General features: G+C 58.9%; 27 protein-coding genes. 10 read left to right on the top strand and 17 right to left on the bottom strand.

What is annotated here, in order from left to right; genetic code table 11:
- Position 1: 1 nt before the first annotated feature.
- Complete coding sequence (locus ACR0J5_RS08800; protein WP_480652394.1) at positions 2-433, top strand: protein tyrosine phosphatase family protein; 432 nt, start codon at positions 2-4, stop codon at positions 431-433.
- 4 nt (positions 434-437) lie between these two features.
- Here the strand turns inward: ACR0J5_RS08800 and ACR0J5_RS08805 are convergent, their stop codons facing one another.
- The 5 genes from ACR0J5_RS08805 to ACR0J5_RS08825 all read right to left on the bottom strand — a co-directional run bounded on the left by ACR0J5_RS08805 (position 438) and on the right by ACR0J5_RS08825 (position 6,348).
- A complete protein-coding gene (locus tag ACR0J5_RS08805) occupies positions 438-1,538 on the bottom strand; it encodes a FliM/FliN family flagellar motor C-terminal domain-containing protein (RefSeq protein ID WP_480652396.1) in 1,101 nt (366 codons plus the stop codon).
- Between the two features lie 78 nt (positions 1,539-1,616).
- The gene (locus tag ACR0J5_RS08810) at positions 1,617-4,295 is read right to left on the bottom strand and encodes an ATP-binding protein (RefSeq protein ID WP_480652397.1); all 2,679 of its coding nucleotides are present in this window, start codon (positions 4,293-4,295) and stop codon (positions 1,617-1,619) included.
- A complete protein-coding gene (locus tag ACR0J5_RS08815; RefSeq protein WP_480652399.1) occupies positions 4,283-4,597 on the bottom strand; it encodes a hypothetical protein in 315 nt (104 codons plus the stop codon). Before ACR0J5_RS08815 ends, ACR0J5_RS08810 begins: the two co-directional genes overlap by 13 nt.
- On the bottom strand, positions 4,594-4,974 hold the full coding sequence (locus ACR0J5_RS08820; RefSeq protein ID WP_480652401.1) for a response regulator transcription factor: 381 nt from the start codon (positions 4,972-4,974) through the stop codon (positions 4,594-4,596). Before ACR0J5_RS08820 ends, ACR0J5_RS08815 begins: the two co-directional genes overlap by 4 nt.
- 78 nt (positions 4,975-5,052) lie before the next feature.
- On the bottom strand, positions 5,053-6,348 hold the full coding sequence (locus ACR0J5_RS08825; protein ID WP_480652403.1) for a short-chain fatty acyl-CoA regulator family protein: 1,296 nt from the start codon (positions 6,346-6,348) through the stop codon (positions 5,053-5,055).
- Positions 6,349-6,553: 205 nt separating this feature from the next.
- Here ACR0J5_RS08825 and ACR0J5_RS08830 point away from each other — a divergent pair, with 205 nt between their 5' ends.
- From ACR0J5_RS08830 to aat, 4 genes are all read left to right on the top strand, one after another.
- Positions 6,554-7,090, top strand: a complete 537-nt coding sequence (locus ACR0J5_RS08830; RefSeq protein WP_480652405.1) for a LuxR C-terminal-related transcriptional regulator — start codon at positions 6,554-6,556, stop codon at positions 7,088-7,090.
- A gap of 149 nt (positions 7,091-7,239) precedes the next feature.
- Entirely contained in the window at positions 7,240-7,740 is a 501-nt protein-coding gene (gene accB, locus ACR0J5_RS08835; RefSeq protein WP_480652407.1) for an acetyl-CoA carboxylase biotin carboxyl carrier protein, read from the top strand.
- Positions 7,741-7,749: 9 nt separating this feature from the next.
- On the top strand, positions 7,750-9,099 hold the full coding sequence (gene accC, locus ACR0J5_RS08840) for an acetyl-CoA carboxylase biotin carboxylase subunit (RefSeq protein ID WP_480652410.1): 1,350 nt from the start codon (positions 7,750-7,752) through the stop codon (positions 9,097-9,099).
- A gap of 48 nt (positions 9,100-9,147) precedes the next feature.
- Entirely contained in the window at positions 9,148-9,780 is a 633-nt protein-coding gene (gene aat / locus ACR0J5_RS08845; protein WP_480652412.1) for a leucyl/phenylalanyl-tRNA--protein transferase, read from the top strand.
- Here the strand turns inward: aat and ACR0J5_RS08850 are convergent.
- From ACR0J5_RS08850 to ACR0J5_RS08875, 6 genes are all read right to left on the bottom strand, one after another.
- Entirely contained in the window at positions 9,735-10,103 is a 369-nt protein-coding gene (locus ACR0J5_RS08850; RefSeq protein WP_480652414.1) for a DUF2155 domain-containing protein, read from the bottom strand. The two genes, aat and ACR0J5_RS08850, sit on opposite strands and share 46 nt — an antisense overlap.
- Positions 10,100-10,552: an outer membrane lipid asymmetry maintenance protein MlaD gene (gene mlaD / locus ACR0J5_RS08855; protein WP_480652416.1), complete on the bottom strand. Its 453-nt coding sequence runs from the start codon at positions 10,550-10,552 to the stop codon at positions 10,100-10,102. Before mlaD ends, ACR0J5_RS08850 begins: the two co-directional genes overlap by 4 nt.
- A 12-nt stretch (positions 10,553-10,564) precedes the next feature.
- Positions 10,565-10,948: an NADH:ubiquinone oxidoreductase subunit NDUFA12 gene (locus tag ACR0J5_RS08860; RefSeq protein WP_480652418.1), complete on the bottom strand. Its 384-nt coding sequence runs from the start codon at positions 10,946-10,948 to the stop codon at positions 10,565-10,567.
- Positions 10,949-11,018: 70 nt separating this feature from the next.
- Positions 11,019-11,402 (bottom strand): Rid family hydrolase, encoded by a 384-nt coding sequence (locus ACR0J5_RS08865; RefSeq protein ID WP_480652420.1) that lies wholly within the window; start codon positions 11,400-11,402, stop codon positions 11,019-11,021.
- Between the two features lie 62 nt (positions 11,403-11,464).
- On the bottom strand, positions 11,465-12,730 hold the full coding sequence (clpX, locus tag ACR0J5_RS08870) for an ATP-dependent Clp protease ATP-binding subunit ClpX (RefSeq protein ID WP_480652422.1): 1,266 nt from the start codon (positions 12,728-12,730) through the stop codon (positions 11,465-11,467).
- 135 nt (positions 12,731-12,865) lie between these two features.
- Complete coding sequence (locus tag ACR0J5_RS08875; RefSeq protein WP_480652424.1) at positions 12,866-13,498, bottom strand: ATP-dependent Clp protease proteolytic subunit; 633 nt, start codon at positions 13,496-13,498, stop codon at positions 12,866-12,868.
- 301 nt (positions 13,499-13,799) lie between these two features.
- On the opposite strand from ACR0J5_RS08875, the gene ACR0J5_RS08880 reads away from it, so the two are divergent.
- Positions 13,800-14,141, top strand: coding sequence for an ArsR/SmtB family transcription factor (locus ACR0J5_RS08880; RefSeq protein WP_480652426.1), 342 nt, complete (start codon positions 13,800-13,802; stop codon positions 14,139-14,141).
- A gap of 139 nt (positions 14,142-14,280) precedes the next feature.
- Positions 14,281-14,418, top strand: coding sequence for an entericidin A/B family lipoprotein (locus ACR0J5_RS08885; protein WP_480652427.1), 138 nt, complete (start codon positions 14,281-14,283; stop codon positions 14,416-14,418).
- Positions 14,419-14,499: 81 nt separating this feature from the next.
- Here the strand turns inward: ACR0J5_RS08885 and ACR0J5_RS08890 are convergent, their stop codons facing one another.
- From ACR0J5_RS08890 to ACR0J5_RS08900, 3 genes are all read right to left on the bottom strand, one after another.
- Positions 14,500-14,670 (bottom strand): hypothetical protein, encoded by a 171-nt coding sequence (locus ACR0J5_RS08890; protein ID WP_480652429.1) that lies wholly within the window; start codon positions 14,668-14,670, stop codon positions 14,500-14,502.
- Between the two features lie 184 nt (positions 14,671-14,854).
- On the bottom strand, positions 14,855-15,304 hold the full coding sequence (locus ACR0J5_RS08895; RefSeq protein WP_480652431.1) for a hypothetical protein: 450 nt from the start codon (positions 15,302-15,304) through the stop codon (positions 14,855-14,857).
- A 129-nt stretch (positions 15,305-15,433) separates the two neighbouring features.
- Positions 15,434-15,613 (bottom strand): CTP synthetase, encoded by a 180-nt coding sequence (locus tag ACR0J5_RS08900; protein ID WP_480652433.1) that lies wholly within the window; start codon positions 15,611-15,613, stop codon positions 15,434-15,436.
- Between the two features lie 425 nt (positions 15,614-16,038).
- On the opposite strand from ACR0J5_RS08900, the gene ACR0J5_RS08905 reads away from it, so the two are divergent.
- Positions 16,039-16,968 (top strand): hypothetical protein, encoded by a 930-nt coding sequence (locus ACR0J5_RS08905; protein WP_480652435.1) that lies wholly within the window; start codon positions 16,039-16,041, stop codon positions 16,966-16,968.
- 84 nt (positions 16,969-17,052) lie between these two features.
- Here ACR0J5_RS08905 and lepA read toward each other — a convergent pair whose 3' ends face one another.
- Together lepA and ACR0J5_RS08915 are read right to left on the bottom strand one after the other, a co-directional pair.
- The gene (lepA, locus tag ACR0J5_RS08910) at positions 17,053-18,852 is read right to left on the bottom strand and encodes a translation elongation factor 4 (protein ID WP_480652437.1); all 1,800 of its coding nucleotides are present in this window, start codon (positions 18,850-18,852) and stop codon (positions 17,053-17,055) included.
- An 86-nt stretch (positions 18,853-18,938) separates the two neighbouring features.
- Entirely contained in the window at positions 18,939-19,667 is a 729-nt protein-coding gene (locus ACR0J5_RS08915; RefSeq protein WP_480652439.1) for an RNA ligase family protein, read from the bottom strand.
- A gap of 62 nt (positions 19,668-19,729) precedes the next feature.
- Here ACR0J5_RS08915 and ACR0J5_RS08920 point away from each other — a divergent pair, with 62 nt between their 5' ends.
- Together ACR0J5_RS08920 and ACR0J5_RS08925 are read left to right on the top strand one after the other, a co-directional pair.
- Positions 19,730-20,038 (top strand): hypothetical protein, encoded by a 309-nt coding sequence (locus tag ACR0J5_RS08920; protein ID WP_480652441.1) that lies wholly within the window; start codon positions 19,730-19,732, stop codon positions 20,036-20,038.
- Between the two features lie 66 nt (positions 20,039-20,104).
- Positions 20,105-21,046, top strand: coding sequence for a LysR family transcriptional regulator (locus ACR0J5_RS08925; protein ID WP_480652443.1), 942 nt, complete (start codon positions 20,105-20,107; stop codon positions 21,044-21,046).
- Here the strand turns inward: ACR0J5_RS08925 and ACR0J5_RS08930 are convergent.
- Positions 21,043-21,486, bottom strand: a complete 444-nt coding sequence (locus ACR0J5_RS08930; RefSeq protein WP_480652445.1) for a low molecular weight protein-tyrosine-phosphatase — start codon at positions 21,484-21,486, stop codon at positions 21,043-21,045. The two genes, ACR0J5_RS08925 and ACR0J5_RS08930, sit on opposite strands and share 4 nt — an antisense overlap.
- Between the last annotated feature and the right edge of the window lie 3 nt (positions 21,487-21,489).

A 21,489-nucleotide genomic window follows, 5' to 3' on the forward strand; every position in this document is an offset into this window, starting at 1 on the left:
CATGGAGATTCGCCCGATTACCCCCCGCTACGCCGTCTCACCGCAAATCACGGTCGAGGATGTTCCCGCCATTGCCGAGGCCGGTTTTGTCAAAGTGATCTGCAACCGGCCCAATGTCGAAGTCCCGGCCGATCTGCAATCCGACGCCATCGGCGAGGCTGTGCGTGCCGCGGGTCTGGAATACGAGGTGCTGGAGCTGACGCATCAGACCATGACGCCCGAGAACGTTGCGCTGCAACGCGAACTCGCCGAAACCTGCGACGGTCCGGTTTTGGCCTATTGTGCGTCAGGCACGCGCTGTTCGGTGGTGTGGGCCTTGGGTCAATGCGACCGGATGAGCACGGACGACATTCTGGATGCCACCACCAAGGCAGGCTACGCGTTGGAAAATCTACGCCCCGCCCTGGATCAGATCCGCGGCAACTCTGGCTAAGCAATCACCGATCGTCCGGGTTTGTGTCCGAAAGACTCAGACCCGCCAGTTGCGAGATTTCTGCGACCATCTGTTCCGAGTCTTCAAAATTCAGATCATCGCCTGTGCTGTCCGCTGATGGATCAAAGGGGATTTGAGTCTGTGTGATTTCGGTCGTTGCAGCAAGATCGGGATCCAGCCTGGACAGCGCTGTCGAACGGGCCTCGGTGAATTCCAGGGCTTCGGATTGTGTGACCGTCGCCGGGGTTGTGTATTCGTTCAGACGGACCGCGCGCATGCCGCCGCATTGCCCCAAACGGCCAATCGCAGCGCGGCTCCGGTCAATCGTCAGAACCTCTGCCTTGTCCAGCCGTGCGCCGGTCAGGGGCAAAACATCGCCCGCGTTCAGGTGAGACAGCGTGGCCAAAGGCAGAGACATACGGCAAATCACAGCGTTCAGTTCTGCCCGCAATACACCTGATGCCTGCTCGAGATTTGGCCCCGCCTCTTCGTGCACCGCCTCACCTTCGACATCATCCGCACGATCCGGCAGAAAGACCGATATCTGCCCCTGCCGCAACCCGCCCCCCAGTTCTATGGTCAGGTCAAACACGCGATAGGCCGCCTCAGCCATAGCCAGTGTCAGAGTTCGCAAATCTGCGAAACGCGCTACGAATTCAAAACCCGAGAGGTTGGCCTGGTCTGCAGGCGTTTCTACCAATCCAACAGCGCGACCCAGCGCGTCTTCGACCAATGGCGCAGCCATGGCTCCGTCTGTGTGGGTAAAGGGACGGGGTGCCGGATCTTCGGCCAGAACCTCGCCAATGGTCTGGACCTGAACGATCGCAGACACCGCCCCCATATCCATGCAAACAGCCGCGGTCACCCCTGCGTCATTCGCCAATTGCAGCAACAGCCAATCTTCACCGATCTGCTCGGTCAAAGTTTCCGGTGTTCGATGGGATTGCCGCGCGCCGATTACCGCAAGCGGAAGTTGCAACCGATCCCCCGCGGCCCGCGCAAAAGCCAGGCGCAACGCCCGCAGGACTGAACGGGGCTTGTCGCCCTGTTCCTCTTGCCCGACTGAAAGCTTGCGCGCCAGAGCCGCGCTGACAGGTTGCGTCATACCGGAAAACCGCTGTTGGTTGGTGTGTCTGACATCCGGTCTAACCCGGGTCAGGTTACCAACCCCTTTACAAACGCCTCACTGCGCCGCCTGTTGGAAGGCCAGCGGCAACCTGACCCGAAAGGCCGCACCGCCCTGCCCCGGCAGGTATGAAATCTCGCCACCCAACCGCTGCATGATCTCGCGGCAGATCGCCAGACCCAGCCCCGCACCACCCGCCTTGTCGACGCCGACACGCGCGAATTTTTCAAACACCATGGACCGGGCTTCGTGTGGGATACCGCTGCCATTGTCCACAAAGTCGATCACGACCTGCCCCCCGACATCATGGGCTGAGATCGTCAACACCGGCTCATCAGCATCACAGTATTTCTGCGCGTTCGAGATCAGGTTGATGAAAACCTGCCCCAACCGATCCAAATCGGTTTGCAGCGCAATACGCTCGGCCGATCTGGTGCGTTTGACGGTCAGCTGCCGCGTTGCCCCCGCCAATGCACTTGAGACAGCCCGATCCAGAACTGACCGCAAAGTGTCATCACCCACATTCAGGCTGACGCGTCCGTTTTCCAAAACGCTCAGGTCCAGCAGATCGTCCAGCAACCGGGTCAGGCGCAGGGCCTCATCGTGGATGATGGCGGCATAGCGCGTCTGCTCTTCCGCACTCAATCCGTCCGTGTCGCGCATGATCTCGGAAAACGCGCGGATCGAGGTCATGGGTGTGCGCAGTTCGTGACTGACCTGACTGAGGAAGCTGTCCTTCTGCTCTGAGATTTGGGTCAGCTTGGCGTTGGCTTCACGCAGTTGGCGGGCGGTCCGGGTCAACTCGCCTGATTTCGCCTCAAGCTGATTGGAATACTCCAGCATCTGGGCGGACTCGTCTGCAACCGCAAGCAAGTCCTCGACCGAAACGGTCGATCCGCCCACAATCTGACCGATCATCGCATGAGCCGTGGCCGCCCCGACCGAGCCGCTGAGTTCACGCTCCAACCGTTCCAGAAACGCAGGGGTGGGTTCGGGCAAACCGGTGCGCCCGCCCTGCAGCTTGGCTTCGGCTTGAAAGAATTCCTGCGCGGGGGCCGTGCCCAGAATCCGTTGGGTCATGATCATCAGATCTTCGCTTTGTGCAACGGAACCCGACCAGCCCCGCAGCGCGACCGAATGGTCAAAGACGTCAACGAACTGCGCGCCCTGCAAACGCTCCAGCGGGCTTGGGAAGCTGAGCATCGAGGCCACGCAGAACGCGATTGTGTTCAGCGACAGTGACCACAACACAGTGTGAACGATGGGGTCCATCCCCTCAATCCCAAACAGGGCTTGTGGGCGCAGCCAACCCCATCCAAACAGGCCATTTTGAACGACGTCATCCGGCATCACAGCACCGCCCATACCGGGCAACAGCAACGTGTAAATCCACAGCAGGAAGCCTACGGTCAACCCCACCAGCGCCCCGGTCCGTGTCGCCCCGCGCCAAAACAGCCCCCCAACCAGTGCAGGCAGAATCTGGGAAACCCCTGCAAATGCGATCAACCCGATTGACGCCAGCGCCGCGCCGCCGCCGGACAAGCGATAGTAGAAATAGCCCAGCGCCATGATGGCCGCGATCGACACCCGCCGCGCCACCAACACCGCGTTTCTGACGTCACCCGAGACCGAGCCAGCCCCCTCTTGCCGGCTCAGCCAGATTGGCATGACCACATGGTTCGAAACCATCGTCGACAGCGCCATCGCCGCCACGATGACCATGGACGTGGCCGATGAAAAACCTCCGATAAAGGACAGCATCGCCAACCACTCATTGCCCTGGGACAGCGGCACCGTCAGCACGAAAAGGTCCGGATTCGATCCTTCGGGCAGGAGGTCCAGACCGACCACAGCGATGGGAACCACAAACAGGCTCATCAATAGCAGGTAGAGCGGAAAGGCCCAGGCGGCGGTGCGCAGATGGCCCTCATCCGCGTTTTCCACAACCATGACCTGAAACATCCGTGGCAGGCAGACAAATGCAGCGGCTGACAGGAAGACCAGCGTCATCCAACGCCCGGAATCGACATTCCAGTGACTGATTTCCGAGGCATCGATCCGGTCAATCATCGGCCCGACACCACCAGCAATGCCCCAGACGACAAAGGCACCAACGGCAAGAAGGGCGAAGAGTTTCACCACCGATTCCAAAGCGATTGCCATGACCACGCCGTGGTGCCGTTCATTCGCGTCCAGGTTTCGGGTTCCGAACAGGATGGCGAACACCGCAAGCCCGGTCGCCACCCAGAACACGCTAGAGCCTTCGCGGTACAACCCCGAGGGGTCGGCCTCGGCGAAAATCGAAAAAGACAGAGTAATGGATTGCAGTTGCAGCGCGATATAGGGCGTGCCGCCCAGAACGGCCAGCACGGTCACACAAACAGCCAGCGTGTTGGACTTGCCATAGCGGGCCGAGATCAGGTCAGCAATCGAGGTCACGCGCTGACTGCGCCCGACCCGCACCAGTTTACGCAAACCCCACCACCAGCTGATCATCACCAGAGTTGGGCCCAGATAGATCGTAACAAACTCCAGCCCCGACCGCGCAGCGCTGCCCACAGCGCCATAAAACGTCCAGGCGGTGCAGTAGATCGACAGCGACAGCGTGTAAATCAGCGGCGATCGCAGCCATGCGCCTCGCCCTGCAGCGGCCAGACGGTCGGCGGCAAAAGCCACACCAAAGAGCAGCACAACATAGCCAAGACAGACCAGTATCAGGACGTTCAGCGTTGCCATCTGTCCGTCTCGGCTTCGGCGTCATCAACGGCCCCCAGGCGTCGGGCGGCGAGGCCAAACACAAGGCTGACCAGAATCATAACGATCCAGCAGGTGAATATGTATACGATCGCCGAGGACAAGGTGACACCCTCAGCCGTGCCACTGCCATCGGGCCAGAGCAACGGAACGGTCACCAACGCTGCGCCAAGAACGGGCAGCAGGCGCGCGGCATCCGTCAATCTGCGCCTGCGATAGCTCTGCCGTTCAAGAAAGACCGAAGGGCGCGCACCCGAAGGTGGTCGGTCTTTGCCCGCGGTCATGACTGCGTTGCCTGCGCATGCAGATCGCGCACCGCCGTCAGCATCTCGGTATTTGAGAAAGGTTTGGTCATGAAACGGCTGACCCCTGCGTTTTCGGCCATCTCGCGATCTCGGGACTGACCGCGCGCGGTCAGCATCAAAACCGGCAGGCTCTGCAGCTCTTCCAGTTCTCGCAGGTCGCGTAAAATCTCCATCCCGCTTTTGCCTGGCAGCATGACATCCAGAATCACCAAGTCCGGGTTCGCAGCCCGGATCACCTGTAGCGCATCGCTGCCCTCGGCATGGGTTTCCACCTGCCACCCTTCGCGCGACAGCACAAAGCGAATGGCCTCTGCGATATTCGGCTCATCCTCAATTAGCAGAACCTTACGGCTCATGATTATCTGTCCTCCCCGTGACACGTTATCAATCTGAAAACCTGTCCGGGCCAGCTTACGCGCAGTGTCAGGAAACTGTCAAAAACCTTCGCTTAGAATTGAAGGTTCGCGACGAGAGTCGCAGCCGCTGCTGGGGCAGACACGGCAGCTTGGCCCAACCCGCGCCACGGTCTGATCTTCTTGCACGACGTCCTCGACGGAACGGACCAGCATGGCCGAGCGGTAAACCGGCCCCTCGTCGTATCCGGATATGTGCTGCGGCCAGGCATAGGCATAGCAATCAAAAACAGCCGCCGTACGACCCAGTTGAACAACCCGTTTTCGGATCGGCACCAATGGACGGTTCAACGCCTGAAAGATGGGCCATAGCGGGCAAGCCTCGCCAAAGCGCGGCATGGCAAACCCCGGCACGGATTTGCTGAACAGGATACTGCCCGACGCATCACACACCACCAATCCGGTCGGGCGGCCAAGATAGCCGTCAGGCAACGCAGCAAGGCGCCTCAGCACAGCTTCCACGCCCACAGTAAACCGCGCCGCCAGCTGCAACGGGTCCAGCGGGGCTTCGGCCAAAGCGGCCTGAACCTGTTTGATTGGCATGGCCTGCGCATCCGCTGCGTATATGTCCAGAAAATCGCGCGTTACCGACTTTGCCGCGGCGGTTTCGAGATCGCTCAGGTCGATTTCCGCCTCGGCGCCGCCTGTTTCAATCTGGGGAAAATGGTGACCGTTGGCCTCAAAAAACGCTTCGACATCTTCAATGGGTACACCGCGATGCTCGCCGTCGGAATCGCTCTCATCCAGATAAGCCACCAATGATTTCGAGCTTTCGGCCAGCCGTTCTGCATCCTGATGCAGGTTGCTGTGAAAGCGGTCCTGCCATTCAGGTTCTATATCCTGCGTATCCGCCAGAATGGCGGCGGTTGAACGAATCGCTGCGGCGGTCGACAGGACCTCATGCATCGATGCGGCCAGATGCGGATCATGGGTCAGCCGGTCCGACAGTGTTTCCACCGTCCGCTCAAGCGACACGACCCGGCGGTGCATCTGCGCCAGCACGCCGGCCCATCCGGGAAAGCGGCCCGCGAATTCCTCAAGGCTGTCCAGTTCCGCGTCATGACCCACCGCCTCGGCCGCAGCTTCGCGCAGGGCAGAGATCAGGGTGGCTTCGATCCCCTGCGTCAGCACCGATGGTTCAACGGACAAAGCGGTGGCGATATCGACCAGCAGCTTGCCTCCGATCCGGCGGCGATTGTGCTCGATAAGGTTCAGATAGGACGCGGAAATACCCACCTGGCGGGCAAGTTCCGCCTGCCGCAAACCTGCGATCTGACGCCGTTCCCGAATGCGACTGCCCGTCAGCGTGTCGCGCATGTCCACCCCCCTTTATTGCGGCGCTTGTCCCACTCAGTCCTGATCAGTTTTCAGAACTCTCATTGTATTTCTATTGGTTAAAGACCAGTTTTCAAAGACCCTTTACATGATTAACAAAGCCGGCAACCACCCTGTCCAGATGATCCACGCCTGAATCTGGTCACGCCCCCTTCTCATTTCCTTCAATTCCCGTCACGATACACGGATGAGCGACCCCGCCTTCGAATATGCGCCCATCGGCCTTGTAGAACTGGAAAACCGCGTGATTCGGCGCTGCAATCTGCAATTTGCCCGCACCTTCGGCGGCGAGGTTACAGACTATCGCAACATGCCACTGCTGCACCTTTACCCTTCGGTCGCTGATTGGGAGAGGATCGGGGCCCGCAGCCTGCAGGTGATGCGCGACACCGGCTATTACACCGACGAGCGCGTCATGCGGCGGCGCAACAGCGACCTGTTCTGGTGCCGGGCGCGCGGGCGATCCCTGACACCCGACGACCCGTTCCGCCACGGTATCTGGAGCTTTTCCGACATCTCGGAAGAGCGCCCTTTGGTCGAGCTAACCGCCCGCGAGCGTGAGGTTGCAATCCTGTCCTGTCGCGGCCTTTCAGCCAAGGAAATCGGCGTTGAACTGGGCCTCAGCTATCGCACGATCGAAGCCTATCGCGCCCGGTTGCTTGAGAAATTCGGCGCCCGCAAACTGCCCGAACTGGTGGCGAAGCTTTCGGGAATGCCGCTCTAGCTCCATTTGCGCCTGGAAACTTGCAAAAACCCTTGTCACACAAGGGCAGACTGCGCTTTTCATGACCGTGCGCATGGCTTATAACGCTGCGTAATCAAACCAAAGCCCGCGCGAAACAGACGGGCATAGGGGAACCGTCGAGGACACTCATGACAGACACCAAACACGAAGCGGATGTGGCATTCATCAAGGCACTGGCTGAATTGCTGCGCGAAAATGACCTGACCGAGTTGCAGGTCAAACGCGAATACGGCGAAGAAGACAGCCTGAACGTACGCGTCAGCCGCATGTCCCAGGTCGCAGCTGCTCCGGTTCAGGTTGCGGTCCCGGCTGCAGCACCTGCAGCTGCCCCTGCCGCAGCACCGGCCCCTGCCGCCGCCGAAGCCCCCGCAGCGCAGGAAGACCCCGCCAGCCATCCCGGTGCAGTGACGTCACCCATGGTGGGCACTGTGTATATGCAGGCCGAACCCGGCGCGCCCGCGTTCATCTCGGTCGGTGCATCGGTGTCCGAAGGCGACACGCTGCTGATCGTAGAAGCGATGAAAACCATGAACCACATCCACGCGCCCAAAGCGGGCACCATCAAGCGTATTCTGGTGGGTGATGGCGACGCTGTGGAATTCGGCACCCCTCTGGTCATTGTTGAGTAAGGCGGGCCCATGTTCGACAAGATCCTGATTGCCAACCGAGGCGAGATCGCCCTGCGCGTCATCCGCGCCGCGCGCGAGATGGGGATTGCAACGGTTGCCGTGCATTCCACCGCCGACAGCGACGCGATGCATGTGCGCATGGCGGACGAATCGGTGTGCATTGGCCCTCCGCCCAGCCCGCAAAGCTACCTGTCCGTACCCGCCATCATCTCGGCCTGCGAGATCACTGGCGCGCAGGCGATCCACCCCGGCTATGGCTTTTTGTCCGAGAATGCCGAATTCGTGCAGATCGTCGAAGATCACGGCATCACTTTCATCGGCCCCACCGCCGAACATATCCGTGTCATGGGCGACAAGATCACCGCCAAGGATACGATGAAGGCACTGGGTGTGCCCTGTGTTCCCGGCTCGGACGGTGGTGTTCCCACGCTGGCCGATGCCAAGCGCATTGGTGAGGAATTCGGCTATCCCGTCATCATCAAGGCCACCGCCGGTGGCGGCGGGCGCGGCATGAAAGTCGCGATGAATGCCGATGAGATGGAAAGCGCCTTCATGACCGCGCGGGCCGAGGGCAAGGCCGCCTTCGGCAATGACGAGGTCTATATCGAGAAATACCTCACCACGCCCCGCCATATCGAGATTCAGGTCTTTGGCGACGGCAAAGGCAAGGCGGTCCATCTGGGTGAACGCGACTGTTCCTTGCAGCGCCGCCATCAGAAGGTGTTCGAAGAGGCCCCAGGTCCCTGCATCACCCCTGAAGAACGCGCAAAAATCGGTAAGGTCTGCGCCGATGCCGTGGCCAAGATCAACTATATCGGCGCGGGCACCATCGAGTTCCTGTATGAAAACGGCGAGTTTTATTTCATTGAAATGAACACCCGCCTGCAGGTGGAACACCCGGTGACCGAGGGTATCTTTGGCGTCGATCTGGTGCGCGAACAAATCCGCGTCGCCGCCGGTGAGGACATGTCGTTCGGTCAGGATGATCTGGAAATCAACGGCCACGCCATCGAGGTTCGGATCAACGCGGAAAAACTGCCCAACTTCTCGCCCTGCCCCGGCAAGATCACCGCGTATCACGCGCCCGGCGGTCTGGGCGTGCGGATGGATTCGGCGCTGTATGACGGGTATTCGATCCCGCCCTACTACGACTCGCTGATTGCCAAGCTGATTGTGCAGGGCCGTGATCGACCAGAGGCGCTGGCGCGTTTGCAGCGCGCCTTGGGCGAGTTGATTGTCGACGGCATCGACACCACGGTTCCCCTGTTCCATGCGCTGTTGCAGGAACCGGATCTGCATAGTGGCGACTATAACATCCACTGGCTGGAACATTGGCTGGCCCAGAACATGGCCGACTGACATTTCAGGGGCGAAGGACAACCATCCTTCGCCCTTTGAGTATTCTGCATGAGCCTTTCCCCAGACCTCTTACTGCACGGCTATTCCATCGGCATCTTCCCGATGGCCGAACATCGCGACGCGGCCGAACTATTCTGGGTTGACCCCAAACAACGGGGCGTCTTTCCGCTGGACGGGTTTCACATTTCGCGCAGTCTTGCCCGGCGCATGCGCAATTGCGGATTTTCAGTCACGATCAATCAGGACTTTGCAGGTGTCGTTGATGGGTGCGCAGATCGCGCGGACACCTGGATCAACGAAGAATTGCGCGAGCTGTACCTGACGATCCATCACGCAGGCCACGCCCATTCACTGGAAATCCGCGACGGCGGCCATCTGGTGGGTGGAGTGTACGGCGTGACACTGGGGGCTGCGTTTTTTGGCGAGAGCATGTTCTCGCGTCAGCGGGACGCGTCAAAAATCGCGCTCGCCTATCTGGTGGATCGACTTCGGCAAACTGGGTTCCAACTGTTCGACACGCAATTCCTGACCACGCATCTAGCATCCCTTGGGGCGATTGAGATACCCCGCGCGACATACCAGAAGGAATTAGAGGGTGCCCTAAAAGGCAGCGCAGACTTCACCACGCCGCTGGCTCAATCCCCCGAAGGCGTCATACAGCGGATCACCCAGACGTCATAACGCGCGTGATCCAGCGCATTCAGCGCAGGCGACGTGGCAATCATCCAGCCGTCAAACAGCTCATCCGGCTTACCGGTTTCCCAGATCGTCAAATAGGCAAACGCGTCGCCGGTTGGGTTCTCGGCCGGATAGCGGCAATCGCCCAGGGCCACGTCCAGACCAAAAATTTCGGCGCTCTCGGTATTGCGCATTTCCACGTCGATGGTCTGACCGCTGACCTTGTCCAACCCGCGCAGTATCGCTCCGGGGCCGGACTCGACCTTTTGCTGCGCCACCGCCCCGGTGGCCGCCAGCAAGGTTGCAATCAGCGCCAGATGCTTCATTCGCCGCCATCCCCGGCCACAAATTTCACCAGCAGCGAAATCAGGCTGACCGCGCCTTGCGTGTCCTCGACCTGATCGCCCGGTTCAAAGAAAAAGGGCGAACCACCCGGCATGACCTCGACGAAATTACCGCCCAGCAAACCCTCGGACGAGATCACAATGGCACTGTCATCGGGCACCAGAATGCCGTCGCGGATGGTAAAGGTCGTGTCCGCGCGATAGGTCTCGGGGTTGAGCGTCACACCGGTCACAGTGCCAATTTTGACACCGGCCAATCGCACATCTGTGCCGACACCAACCCCTTCAAGCGATCGAAACGACGCGCCCAGCGGATAGCCCGCGCTGCTTTGCGACAGGCCAGTGGACTGGCTGGCATAAACGCCAAAAGCCACGGCACAGGCCAATACGGCACCACCGACAAAAACTTCGGTAACGTTGTAGCTCGACATAGATTGCCTCGTTTATTCTGGGCTCCAGGCCTCGTAGTCGGTGCGCTCGATCGGGTCGGCGCGGCGAAGAGACCCCGCAGGCGCATAGGCCAGTGCAGTGCCGGTCAGGTTTTCCTGATGCGGTTTTTCCCAGGATTTATGCGCCAAAGGCTTTTCGGTTGGCGGCTCATCCCAGGTGCGGTGCAACCAGCCATGCCAATCGGGATCAATGCGGCTGGCTTCGGCCTCACCGTTGAAGATCACCCAGCGCTTGCTGTCATCTGCCGTGCGGTAGAACACGTTGCCTTCGTTGTCTTCACCGACCTTGACCCCCTTGCGCGCAGTGAAAATCTGCGTGTTCAGGGTGGCCCCGTTCCACCAGGTAACGGCCCGCAATAGATTGTTCAGGATACCCATCGGCTGCCTCCGGCATTGCTGTTCCTGCAGATATGGACCAAAGCCATGCCGAGGTCCAGTACCCCTACGGTCACACCTGCTTTTCTGGCAAATAAGCTGTTACTTCGATCTCGATCCGGTCTTGCGGCGTTATCAAATTGCACTCGATAACCGTGGCCGCCGGAGGGTTTGCCCCGAACGCATCCTTCAGCAGCGGCCAACACAGCTCGAATTCAGTCATATCCGGGAGGTAGTAGTTTACACGGACCACGTTTTCGAATCCCGTCCCGGCCTCTGCAAGCGCGCGCCCGATTGCATCAAGGGCCGATTTGCACTGACCGACGATATCCTCGGGTATGTTGTCGCCTTGCGCGCAGGTACCCGCGACAAAAACAAACCCGTTGGCCACCACCGCACGGCAGTAACCGACCTTGGCTTCATACTCGCCACCTGAGGAAATGCGTCTGATTTTCATGCCACCCTCCATAGAAAAACGGCGCGGTATGAACCGCGCCGCTCTGCAAACGTGATTTTATCTTACCCGGCCGAGGCCGATTCCGCCGCATCCGCGTATATGATCAAGGGCTGCTTGTCGGATGAAACCGCCTCTTCGTTGACCACAACCTCGGTTACGTTTTTCATGCCTGGCAGCTCGAACATCGTATCCAGCAGGATGTCCTCAAGGATCGAGCGCAGCCCGCGCGCGCCGGTCTTGCGTTCGATGGCCTTGTTGGCAATCGCTTTCAGCGCGTCATCGGTAAAGGCCAGCTCAGCATCTTCCAACTCGAACAGGCGCTGGTATTGCTTGACCAGAGCGTTTTTGGGCTTGGTCAGGATGGTGACCAGAGCATCCTCATCCAGATCTTCCAGCGTAGCCAGAACCGGCAGACGACCGACGAATTCCGGGATCAGGCCGAATTTCAGCAGGTCTTCGGGTTCCAGATCCTTGAAAATCTCACCCACTCCGCGTTCGTCATTGTCGCGCACATCGGCTCCAAAGCCCATGGCCGAGCCCTTGCCGCGCTGCGCGATGATCTTGTCCAGACCAGCAAACGCACCGCCGCAGATGAACAGGATATTCGTGGTATCCACCTGCAGGAATTCCTGTTGCGGATGTTTGCGCCCACCCTGCGGCGGAACACTGGCCACAGTGCCTTCCATTAGCTTCAGCAGCGCCTGCTGCACGCCCTCACCCGACACGTCGCGCGTGATCGAGGGGTTTTCGGACTTGCGCGTGATCTTGTCGACCTCGTCGATATAGACGATGCCGCGCTGCGCGCGTTCAACGTTGTATTCCGACGCCTGCAACAGTTTCAGGATGATATTCTCGACATCCTCACCCACATAGCCCGCTTCGGTCAACGTGGTTGCATCGGCCATGGTGAACGGCACATCCAGAATCCGCGCCAGCGTCTGCGCCAGCAGGGTCTTGCCGCAGCCCGTCGGGCCGATCAGCAGGATGTTGGACTTTGCCAGCTCAATATCGCTGCCGGCCTTCTGGGCGTGGTTCAGACGCTTGTAATGGTTGTGAACAGCAACCGACAGAACCCGCTTGGCGGTGGCCTGACCGATCACATAATCGTCCAGCACCTCACAAATGTCTTTCGGTGTCGGCACCCCGTCCGAGGATTTCAGGCCGCTGGCCTTCGTCTCTTCGCGGATGATGTCCATACACAGTTCGACGCATTCGTCGCAGATGAACACGGTCGGCCCAGCAATCAGCTTGCGCACCTCATGCTGGCTCTTGCCGCAGAAACTGCAGTAGAGCGTGTTCTTGCCGTCACCGCCTGAATTCGTCGCCATGTTCTACCTTTCGGGCTTCGTCTCTGGCGGCCCACGCCGGGGCCACCTTTGCCGTCTGTTGGTGCAGCTTAGGCTAGCACCGGGGCGGCTACAATCTCAAAATGCGCCCTGCGCCGGTGGCGCAGGAAGCTACAATCAGGCGTCTTCGCCGTCCATTTTTGCGCGGTTTTCAACGATTTCGTCGATATGCCCCCAATCCTTGGCCTCCTCCGGGCTCATGAAATTGTCGCGATCCAGCGCTTTTTCCACGGCCTTTTTGGTCTGGCCGGTATGGCGTACATAGATGTCATACAAGCGATCTTTCAGTTTCTGCGTCTCGGCCGCGTGAATCATGATGTCGCTGGCCTGACCCTGATAGCCGCCGCTGGGCTGGTGCACCATGATACGGCTGTTGGGCAGCGAAAAGCGCATCCCTTTCTCACCACCGGCCAGCAAAACCGACCCCATCGAGGCCGCCTGACCGATCACCAATGTGGAACATTTCGGCTTGATATACTGCATTGTGTCGTAAATCGACAAACCGCTGGTCACCACACCACCGGGCGAGTTGATGTAGATCGAAATCTCTTTGCTGGGGTTTTCCGCCTCAAGATGCAGCAGCTGGGCCACGACCAGATGGCTCATCCCGTCGTGGATCGGACCATTGATGAAGATGATCCGCTCTTTCAACAGGCGCGAGAAAATATCGTAGGCGCGTTCGCCCCGGCTGGTCTGTTCGACCACCATCGGGACGAGCGTATTCATATAGGTATCAACTGGATCGAACATTTTTGAACCTGCCTGCTTTGCTATGGATCGGGACAATACCCGAATAAACGTTACCCGAGTCTTAGTGTCGCCACAGGGGGGCTGCAAGGGGGGCCGGTGACTTCGTACTGTGTGGCGCGGTTTCACGGACGCAGCCCGAGTTTTCAAACCACGTGACATGCACCCTGCTCACGCTTCACATCACGCCATTTTGATCCGTGCATATGGAAATACATGCTCAAGATATGTACCCAAGGTCCCTACATCAAAAGACCTGCTAGAACGACATGACCCCGGTTCCCGGGCAGACGAGGAAGAACCAATGGCGCTACACCAGCTCTCGCAAGATGCGGCCCCGGAAACCTTCGACGACATGGTCGAACACGCGGCCCGCGCATCCAACTTTCTGAAGGCCATCAGTCATGAGGGTCGGCTGATGATCCTGTGCCATCTGGTATCCGGCGAAAAATCTGTCACCGAGTTGGAGGAACTGCTCTCTGCCCGTCAGGCCGCTGTCTCGCAGCAATTGTCGCGGCTGCGTCTTGAGGGTCTGGTCCTGCCCCGCCGCGAGGGCAAGGCGATCTACTACCGTCTGGCCGATGATCGCCCGCGCCGGATGCTGGAACTGGTCCATGACATGTTCTGCGGTGACCAGAAAACCTGACGGTACAGGCTCTTGCACCCCGTCAGAATGGCCCGCTGAACCGGTCGGAACCACACCGCGCCCAAACAACCCTTAGGGTACTGGTTTCGCTATTGGAAAACTGCTAGGCATCAGGTGACCAACACTGATGGAGACACCAATGATCCGTGCAATTCTGATTGGGCTTGCCCTGTTCACCCTGACCGCCTGCGAAACCGCTAAGGGCGCCGGCAAAGACATCGAAAAAGCTGGTGACGCCATTCAGGGCGCAGCGACCGACGTGCAGGAACAACTGTAACGCCACGGCTCGCGCCCGCGCATCATTGATGTGACAAAGGGGGTTTTGCTCGCAGGCAAGACCCCCTTTTTTTGGCCCACGTCAGATCAGATCCCCAAGGCCAAAATCCGGGCCGCATAACCGCAACAAGGTCTGTATCCAGCCCCCTGCGACCCAACTGATTACCAAAATACGCGATTCGATTACCCCCGCACGGGGCAGAAACGGAACCAGGTCCGGCAGAACCGGTACGACATCGCGCTGAAGGGTCACGAGGTCCAACTGGATCGCTGCGATCCGGCCTGCAAACAACCGGACCCTGTCGCATCGGGCGCTTGGATCGCCCGACCCTGATTCCATTTCCTGAGAAGCGCTTCGACCCGGCCGGGATTACCTACTATCGGCTGCATAACATCGCAGCCAGTACCCCCTACAGACCGACCGGGCCGAAGACGCTTCAGTTCACCTGACGTTCCAGAACGGTGCTGTAGGTCGTTCCACGACGCAGGCTACGGAAATCCGCATAGATTTTGCCGTCTTCATACCGGGCATCGATCAGAGCATTCACCCCGATCTCGGGATTGGCCGAGCTTTCGACCATGCTGATCCGGTTCGGGTCATCCAGACTGATGGTGCCGGTCGCATCCAAAACCCGCCAGCTTTGGGCGGCGTTCGAGCGCCACTTGCTGGGGCCCCAGAACACATTGTCCTTCTGTTTCTGGATATCCAGCACCCACTCGGCGCTGTTAAAGCGCGGCGCGTCACCGGTGGTGGTCCGGTTCGGACCCACTGTGGTGTAGCTGCCCACCCACGTCCCGCGCAGGTCCGGCGTGTCGGCCATGGCCGAGGTGGCAAGGGTGAGGCTCGTGGCCAGAGCGGCTGCTCCGGCAGTCATAAATCTGGTCATGGTCTCTCCTCCCTGAGGTTGAGGCCGTCATTGGCCTTGTTCAACAGATTGGGAGGGGGAGGACCGGTTACAACTTACCTAAAGGAAGCTTCACAAAGCGTTAATGTAGCCCGCTGACAGGGCGATGACTCAGCCCTGCAGCTTGCGCGCCACCAGATACGAGACTGGGAAGGCCGCGACAAACCCAACAACCGCCGCGATCAGCAGGGCCGTCCACGACGCATAGCCCATGACCAAAACCGCAATCACGGCGGACCCGGCAAGGGTGGAGCCAAGGAAGATATGAAGGATCAATGTAAGCGGCGACATGGGGACCTCGGTGCTGCCTGTGTGTCTGGGCCGAGGTTAAGCCGGAGGCCGAGGGCGGTCCTTGATCTGGGTCAGAACCTGCGGTGATGTATGGGATTTTCGGTGATCAGCAGATGTTTAGGCAGCTACGACCCGAGGGGGTGAGGCCCGTCTCGGAAACGGTCCAGTGGACCGCTTCAGGGCCGAACGGGCGGAGCCCCGGGGCGCAAACGCGTTTGCAACGGTTAACTAGAAGAACTGAGGGCAGCGCCGGCCCGAGGGGTGGCGCAAACGCGCCGCCCCATGGGGGCGGGTCGGCGCGGCCCGGCGGTGCCGCCGGGCGGGTGGTTTAACTTTCGTGCAACTTACCGCGCTAACCGATAAACGGCTTGTGCGACTTGTAACACAACCTAACCAATGTCATTTGAATATACCGATTTAGATGAGTGAGTAAATTGGAACAACCAAAGATCTCAAGGCAACGTGCACGTCAAATTATTAGAGCAATAAACTCAGTGCGTTTGAGCCGATCAAACTACCAAACTTTAAAGTCACAAGTGGAGGAACTTTTCACAGGCTACGCTCTAAAAGCAAAATCTTTGGCGCAAGATGAAGTGATCTATCGAGGACGCTTATCAGACAAAAAATTTTATCATATTAACGATCTGAAAGCTCCGCCTGCGGCATTAGTATCCGGTTTTCAGCGCTGTAACTCGCCCGGCAATCCTATGTTCTACGGTGGTTTCGTTCTTGGCGCGATATTCACTGAGGTTATTGGTCCTGATAAGCCAAATGGAACGATCTATGTTTCCAGATGGGTGGCACCCAAAGACTTCTTTGCACTTGAGTTACTTCCGGAAGAAGAAGGTCATGCCAACTTGGCTTCGAGTAGAACACAAGAGATCATCGACACATTCATCGAAACAAAATTTAGTAGCCGAGTGCATCATAGCTATTCGAATGACTACAAAGTAACCGCTGCGATTGCAGAAAAGGTGCTATCCGGAAACCTCGTTACCGGCGGCACGAAAAAGTTCCCAATCACCCCTGAAGCAGGAGAAGGGTTGGGATGTATAATATACCCAAGCGTACAGGCAACGGGGCGCGGTCCAAACGTTGCAATTGTCCCAAGCTACGCAAACCGGTACTTAACCTTGGATTGTGTCGAAGAAATAAACTTTGAGCGAAAATCAGAAGAGAGCTTCGAGATAAATCGTATCGACTACGCCAAGCCTGACTCTACTGATGGAACTCTAAAGTGGGCCGGGCGACATATGCACTGGACGATTGAAGACGGATCGATGGCACGAATAGGTGTCGAGGGCGGGCAGTATGTTGTCAGAGATGAAAGTGGAAGAATAAAGCTAACCCCTTGAAGTTTTACTTCTATCCCAACCGTGTGGGCACGCAGGTTGGCTGCGCCAACCGCTTTCGCCCACCGTCACTTAAAATGGACAGCTTTAGCTGTCCATTTTAAGTGCTGAAATAAACGCCTCCTGCGGGATATCTACCTTCCCAAACTGACGCATCTTTTTCTTACCGGCCTTCTGCTTGTCCAGCAGTTTGCGCTTCCGCGTGGCATCCCCGCCATAGCATTTCGCCGTCACGTCCTTGCGCAGGGCCGAGAGGGTCTCGCGGGCGATGACTTTGCCTCCGATGGCGGCCTGGATCGGGATTTTGAACATATGGCGCGGGATCAGGTCTTTGAGCTTTTCGCACATCGCCCGGCCCCGCATCTCGGCCCGGTCGCGGTGGACCATGGTTGATAGTGCGTCCACCGGTTCATCATTCACCAGCACCGACATCTTGACCAGATTATCCTCGGTATAGCCGGTCATCTGATAATCGAAGGACGCATAGCCCTTGGTCACCGATTTCAGACGGTCGTAGAAGTCAAAGACAACCTCGTTCAGCGGCAGGTCATAGACGACCATCGCGCGTGACCCGGCATAGGTCAGGTCCAGTTGGATACCACGGCGGTCCTGACAGAGTTTCAGCACGTCGCCCAGATATTCGTCGGGCACCAGAATGGTCGCCTTGATGCGCGGTTCCTCGATATGGTCAACCTTCGACGGGTCGGGCATGTCGGCGGGGTTGTGCAGCTCGATCATCTCGCCGTCTTTCATGTAGACGTGATAGATCACCGACGGTGCGGTGGTGATGAGCTCGATATCATATTCGCGTTCGATGCGGTCGCGGATGACCTCTAGGTGCAACAACCCGAGGAAGCCGCAGCGGAAGCCAAAGCCCAGCGCGGCCGAGGTTTCCATCTCAAAGCTGAACGAGGCGTCGTTCAGCGCCAGTTTGTCGATCGCATCGCGCAGGTCTTCGAATTCGGAACTGTCGACGGGGAAGAGGCCACAGAACACCACCGGCTGCGCGGGTTTGAACCCGTCCAGCGCGTCCTCGGTCCCGTTGCGATCATTGGTGATCGTGTCACCCACGCGGGTGTCGCGGACCTGTTTGATGGACGCCGTAAGGAACCCGATCTCACCGGGGCCGAGGCTGTCGACCATCTCCATCTCGGGCCGGAAGACACCGACGCGGTCGACGTGGTGAAGGGTGCCGTTCGACATAAACTTGACCCGCATCCCCTTTTTCAGCGTGCCGTCCATGATCCGGACCAGAACGATGACGCCCAGATAGGCGTCGTACCACGAATCCACCAGCATCGCCTTGAGCGGCGCGTCCAGAGTACCCTGCGGCGCGGGCAGATGGGTGACGATGGCCTCAAGCGTCTCATGGATGCCCTGCCCCGTCTTGGCGCTGACCTGAATGGCGTCGGTCGCGTCAATGCCGATCACATCCTCGATCTGTTCAGCCACGCGGTCACAGTCGGAGGCAGGCAGGTCGATCTTGTTCAGCACCGGCACGATCTCATGATCGGCATCAATAGCCTGATACACATTCGCCAGCGTCTGCGCCTCGACCCCCTGGGTCGAGTCCACAACCAGCAGCGAGCCCTCGACCGCGCGCATCGACCGGCTGACCTCATAGGCGAAATCCACGTGGCCGGGGGTGTCGATCAGGTTCAGCACATATGCCTCGCCATTGTCGGCGGTATAGTCGATGCGAACCGTGTTGGCTTTGATGGTGATGCCACGCTCGCGCTCGATATCCATGCTGTCGAGCAGCTGTTCCTTCATGTCGCGATCCTTGACCGTTCCGGTCTCTTGGATGAGCCGGTCAGCAAGGGTGGATTTGCCATGGTCGATATGCGCGACGATGGAGAAATTGCGGATATGAGCGAGGTCTGTCATAGCGACGGGATATGGTTCGAAAACGGGCGCTGGTCAAGGTCGGACCGCATCCCGTCAAACCCTTTGTTTGTCGGGTCCACGTGTCGTCAGGCCAGCCCGTTTTTGACCAGCTCCGCATTCATCCAATGCGTCTCACTTTGGACATGCCCTTCGCGAACGTATTTCGCGAGATGCGTGGGCATGTCTTCTTCCTTGAAAGCCGCGATTGTACGAACGACAAACCCTTCTTGCCTGTCCAAATCCAAACCTTTGATCACATCATCAACGGTTTCCGGCGTGAATTTTCCACGATGTAATTCGGGAACAGGTTGGACCCCAAGCTCAGCAAAGCGGGAAAGCGTTGCTTCCCAAGGCTGAACAACATCCCCTTTAACCCAGGCAAAACCAAGAAAATAAGTGGGCAGCGTTGAATAGGCGATGGAATGGCGGGCAAACAGATATTCGCCGACAATACGCTCATCCTCGGCAAGCTGTGGTGCAATTCCTGCGGCGAACGCCTTCACCCAATCCCTTGATGGATGATACCGCGCATCAATGCTGCGGGGATGACACCCTTGGCTGTGAATCGTTGTATTCTCACCGTCCATCTTTTCGGTAAAGACCACCTCGACAGCCGATACCAAATCGGCTGTGTCGGACATGATCTTGTCGTCACTCGTGGCACCCGGTGATTGCGGCAGGTGAAACGTGCGTCCGTATTTTTTCAGCATCTTGGCACCATTACCGATGGGAGAGCAAAGTTTGGACAGAAACCGCGACTGTGCGCAATCACTTTTTCGCAACGCATGATTGATCCCGATTCCAGATTGATTCATACTCTGCCAAAGACCGAGAGGGGCGTTAGACTCCTCCGGGCAGGCAAAACGAGGCAATGAGCATGAAACAGTTCCTCTTAATCGCATTTTGCGCCGCCTCTGTGGCGACCACCCCGCTGGCTGTCGAGGCCGCGCAAATCAAGCGGGCGTGTCTGGCGTCGGACCGGTCCGCGGCAACGCGGGATCGGTGCAGTTGCATTCAGCACGTAGCTGATCAGGCCCTGACGCGCAGCGATCAGAAGACCGTCGCCAAATGGTTCGCGGACCCACATCAGGCGCAGGAACTCAAGATGTCGCGCACGGCGCGCGATGATGCGCTGTGGGATCGCTATCGGAACTTTGGCCAGATGGCACAGGCGATCTGCAGCTAACCCCCTGTCAATCCTTGACCTGACCCGCCCTGCGCCCCAGAAAAGGCGCAGCGAAAGGGATGTGCGATGGTGATGAAAGGGCTGACTCTGCGGGGCCTTGAGGTTTTCGAGGCACTGGCGCGCACCGGATCGGTGGCGCAGGCGGCCGAGATTACAGGGCTCAGCCAGCCTTCGGTCAGTCAGCAATTGCGCAATCTGGAAAACGCCCTTGGCACCGATCTGGTCGATCACGGGCGGCGACCCATGCGGCTAACGCAAGCCGGGCGCAGCTTTCTGGCCCGAACCGAAGCCGTTCTGGCCGAGCTGCAGATGGCCCAAAGCGAACTGACGGTGATGGATCTGGGGCATCTGAACACCCTCTCCATCGGGTTGATCGACGATTTCGACAATGACCTGACCCCTCGGTTGGCGACCCTGCTAGCCGACAGCCTGACCCGGTCGAAATTCAAGCTGATCACCCTGCCCAGCCTTGATCTGTTTCAGGAACTTGAGGCCCAGCGCCTGCACCTGATGGTCTCGGCCCACTCCGGCGAGGTGCTGGAAGGCGTGGTTGAGTATCCGCTGGTACAAGACCCTTTCATTCTGGTCACGCCCAAGGGCGCAAGCAATGCCGTTCAGGACCTGCCCTTCCTGCGCTATGCCCGCGAACAGCTGATCAGTCGCCAGATCGAGGCCCATCTGGCGCGGCAGCGGCTGGACTACGAAGAACGGTTCGAGATCGGCTCGCACCTTGCCCTGATGGCCATGGTGGCGCGTGGGCTTGGCTGGGCGATCACCACTCCGCTTGGATATATGCGGGCCGCCCGCTTTCACGAAGGGATTGAGGCGCACCCGGCCCCGTTTGGGGATTTCTCGCGGACAATCTCGCTGTTCACCCGGACCGACTGGTCCGATCACGTGCCGCAAGAGGTTGCTGATATGATGCGCCGACTGATGCGCAACCAGATTGTCGATCCCGCGCTGGCGCAACTGCCCTGGCTGACGGATCGGCTCAAGGTGATGGGTTAACCCGCCAGATGTGCGTCAAGGCCCGCGACAGCCGCCTCAATCAAATTCAGTGCCCCGTCGAAATCCCTAGTGTAATAAGGATCAGGGACATGGTCAGCCCCGAGATCGGGCGCGAATTCCGTCAGTAAATGAACCGGCGTCTGGTTCCCGGCGGGCCGAAGCTGTTCGATGTTTCGGATATTGTCCGCATCCATCCCTATGATCAGATCGAACCGGTCAAAATCCTCGGCCACGAATTGCCGGGCCCGCAGATCGCTCAGATCGATGTCGCGCGCCCGCGCTGCGGCCTGCATCGGGCCGTAGGGCGGATTGCCGATATGCCAGCCCGACGTGCCAGCGCTATCCGTGCTGTGATGTGGTGCACGGGCGCGAAAGGCGCCCTCGGCAGCCGGGGAACGGCAGATATTGCCCAAACAGACAAAGAGGATACGGTGTGTCATGGG

It is taken from the genome of Ruegeria sp. BE1 (genome assembly GCF_056538885.1).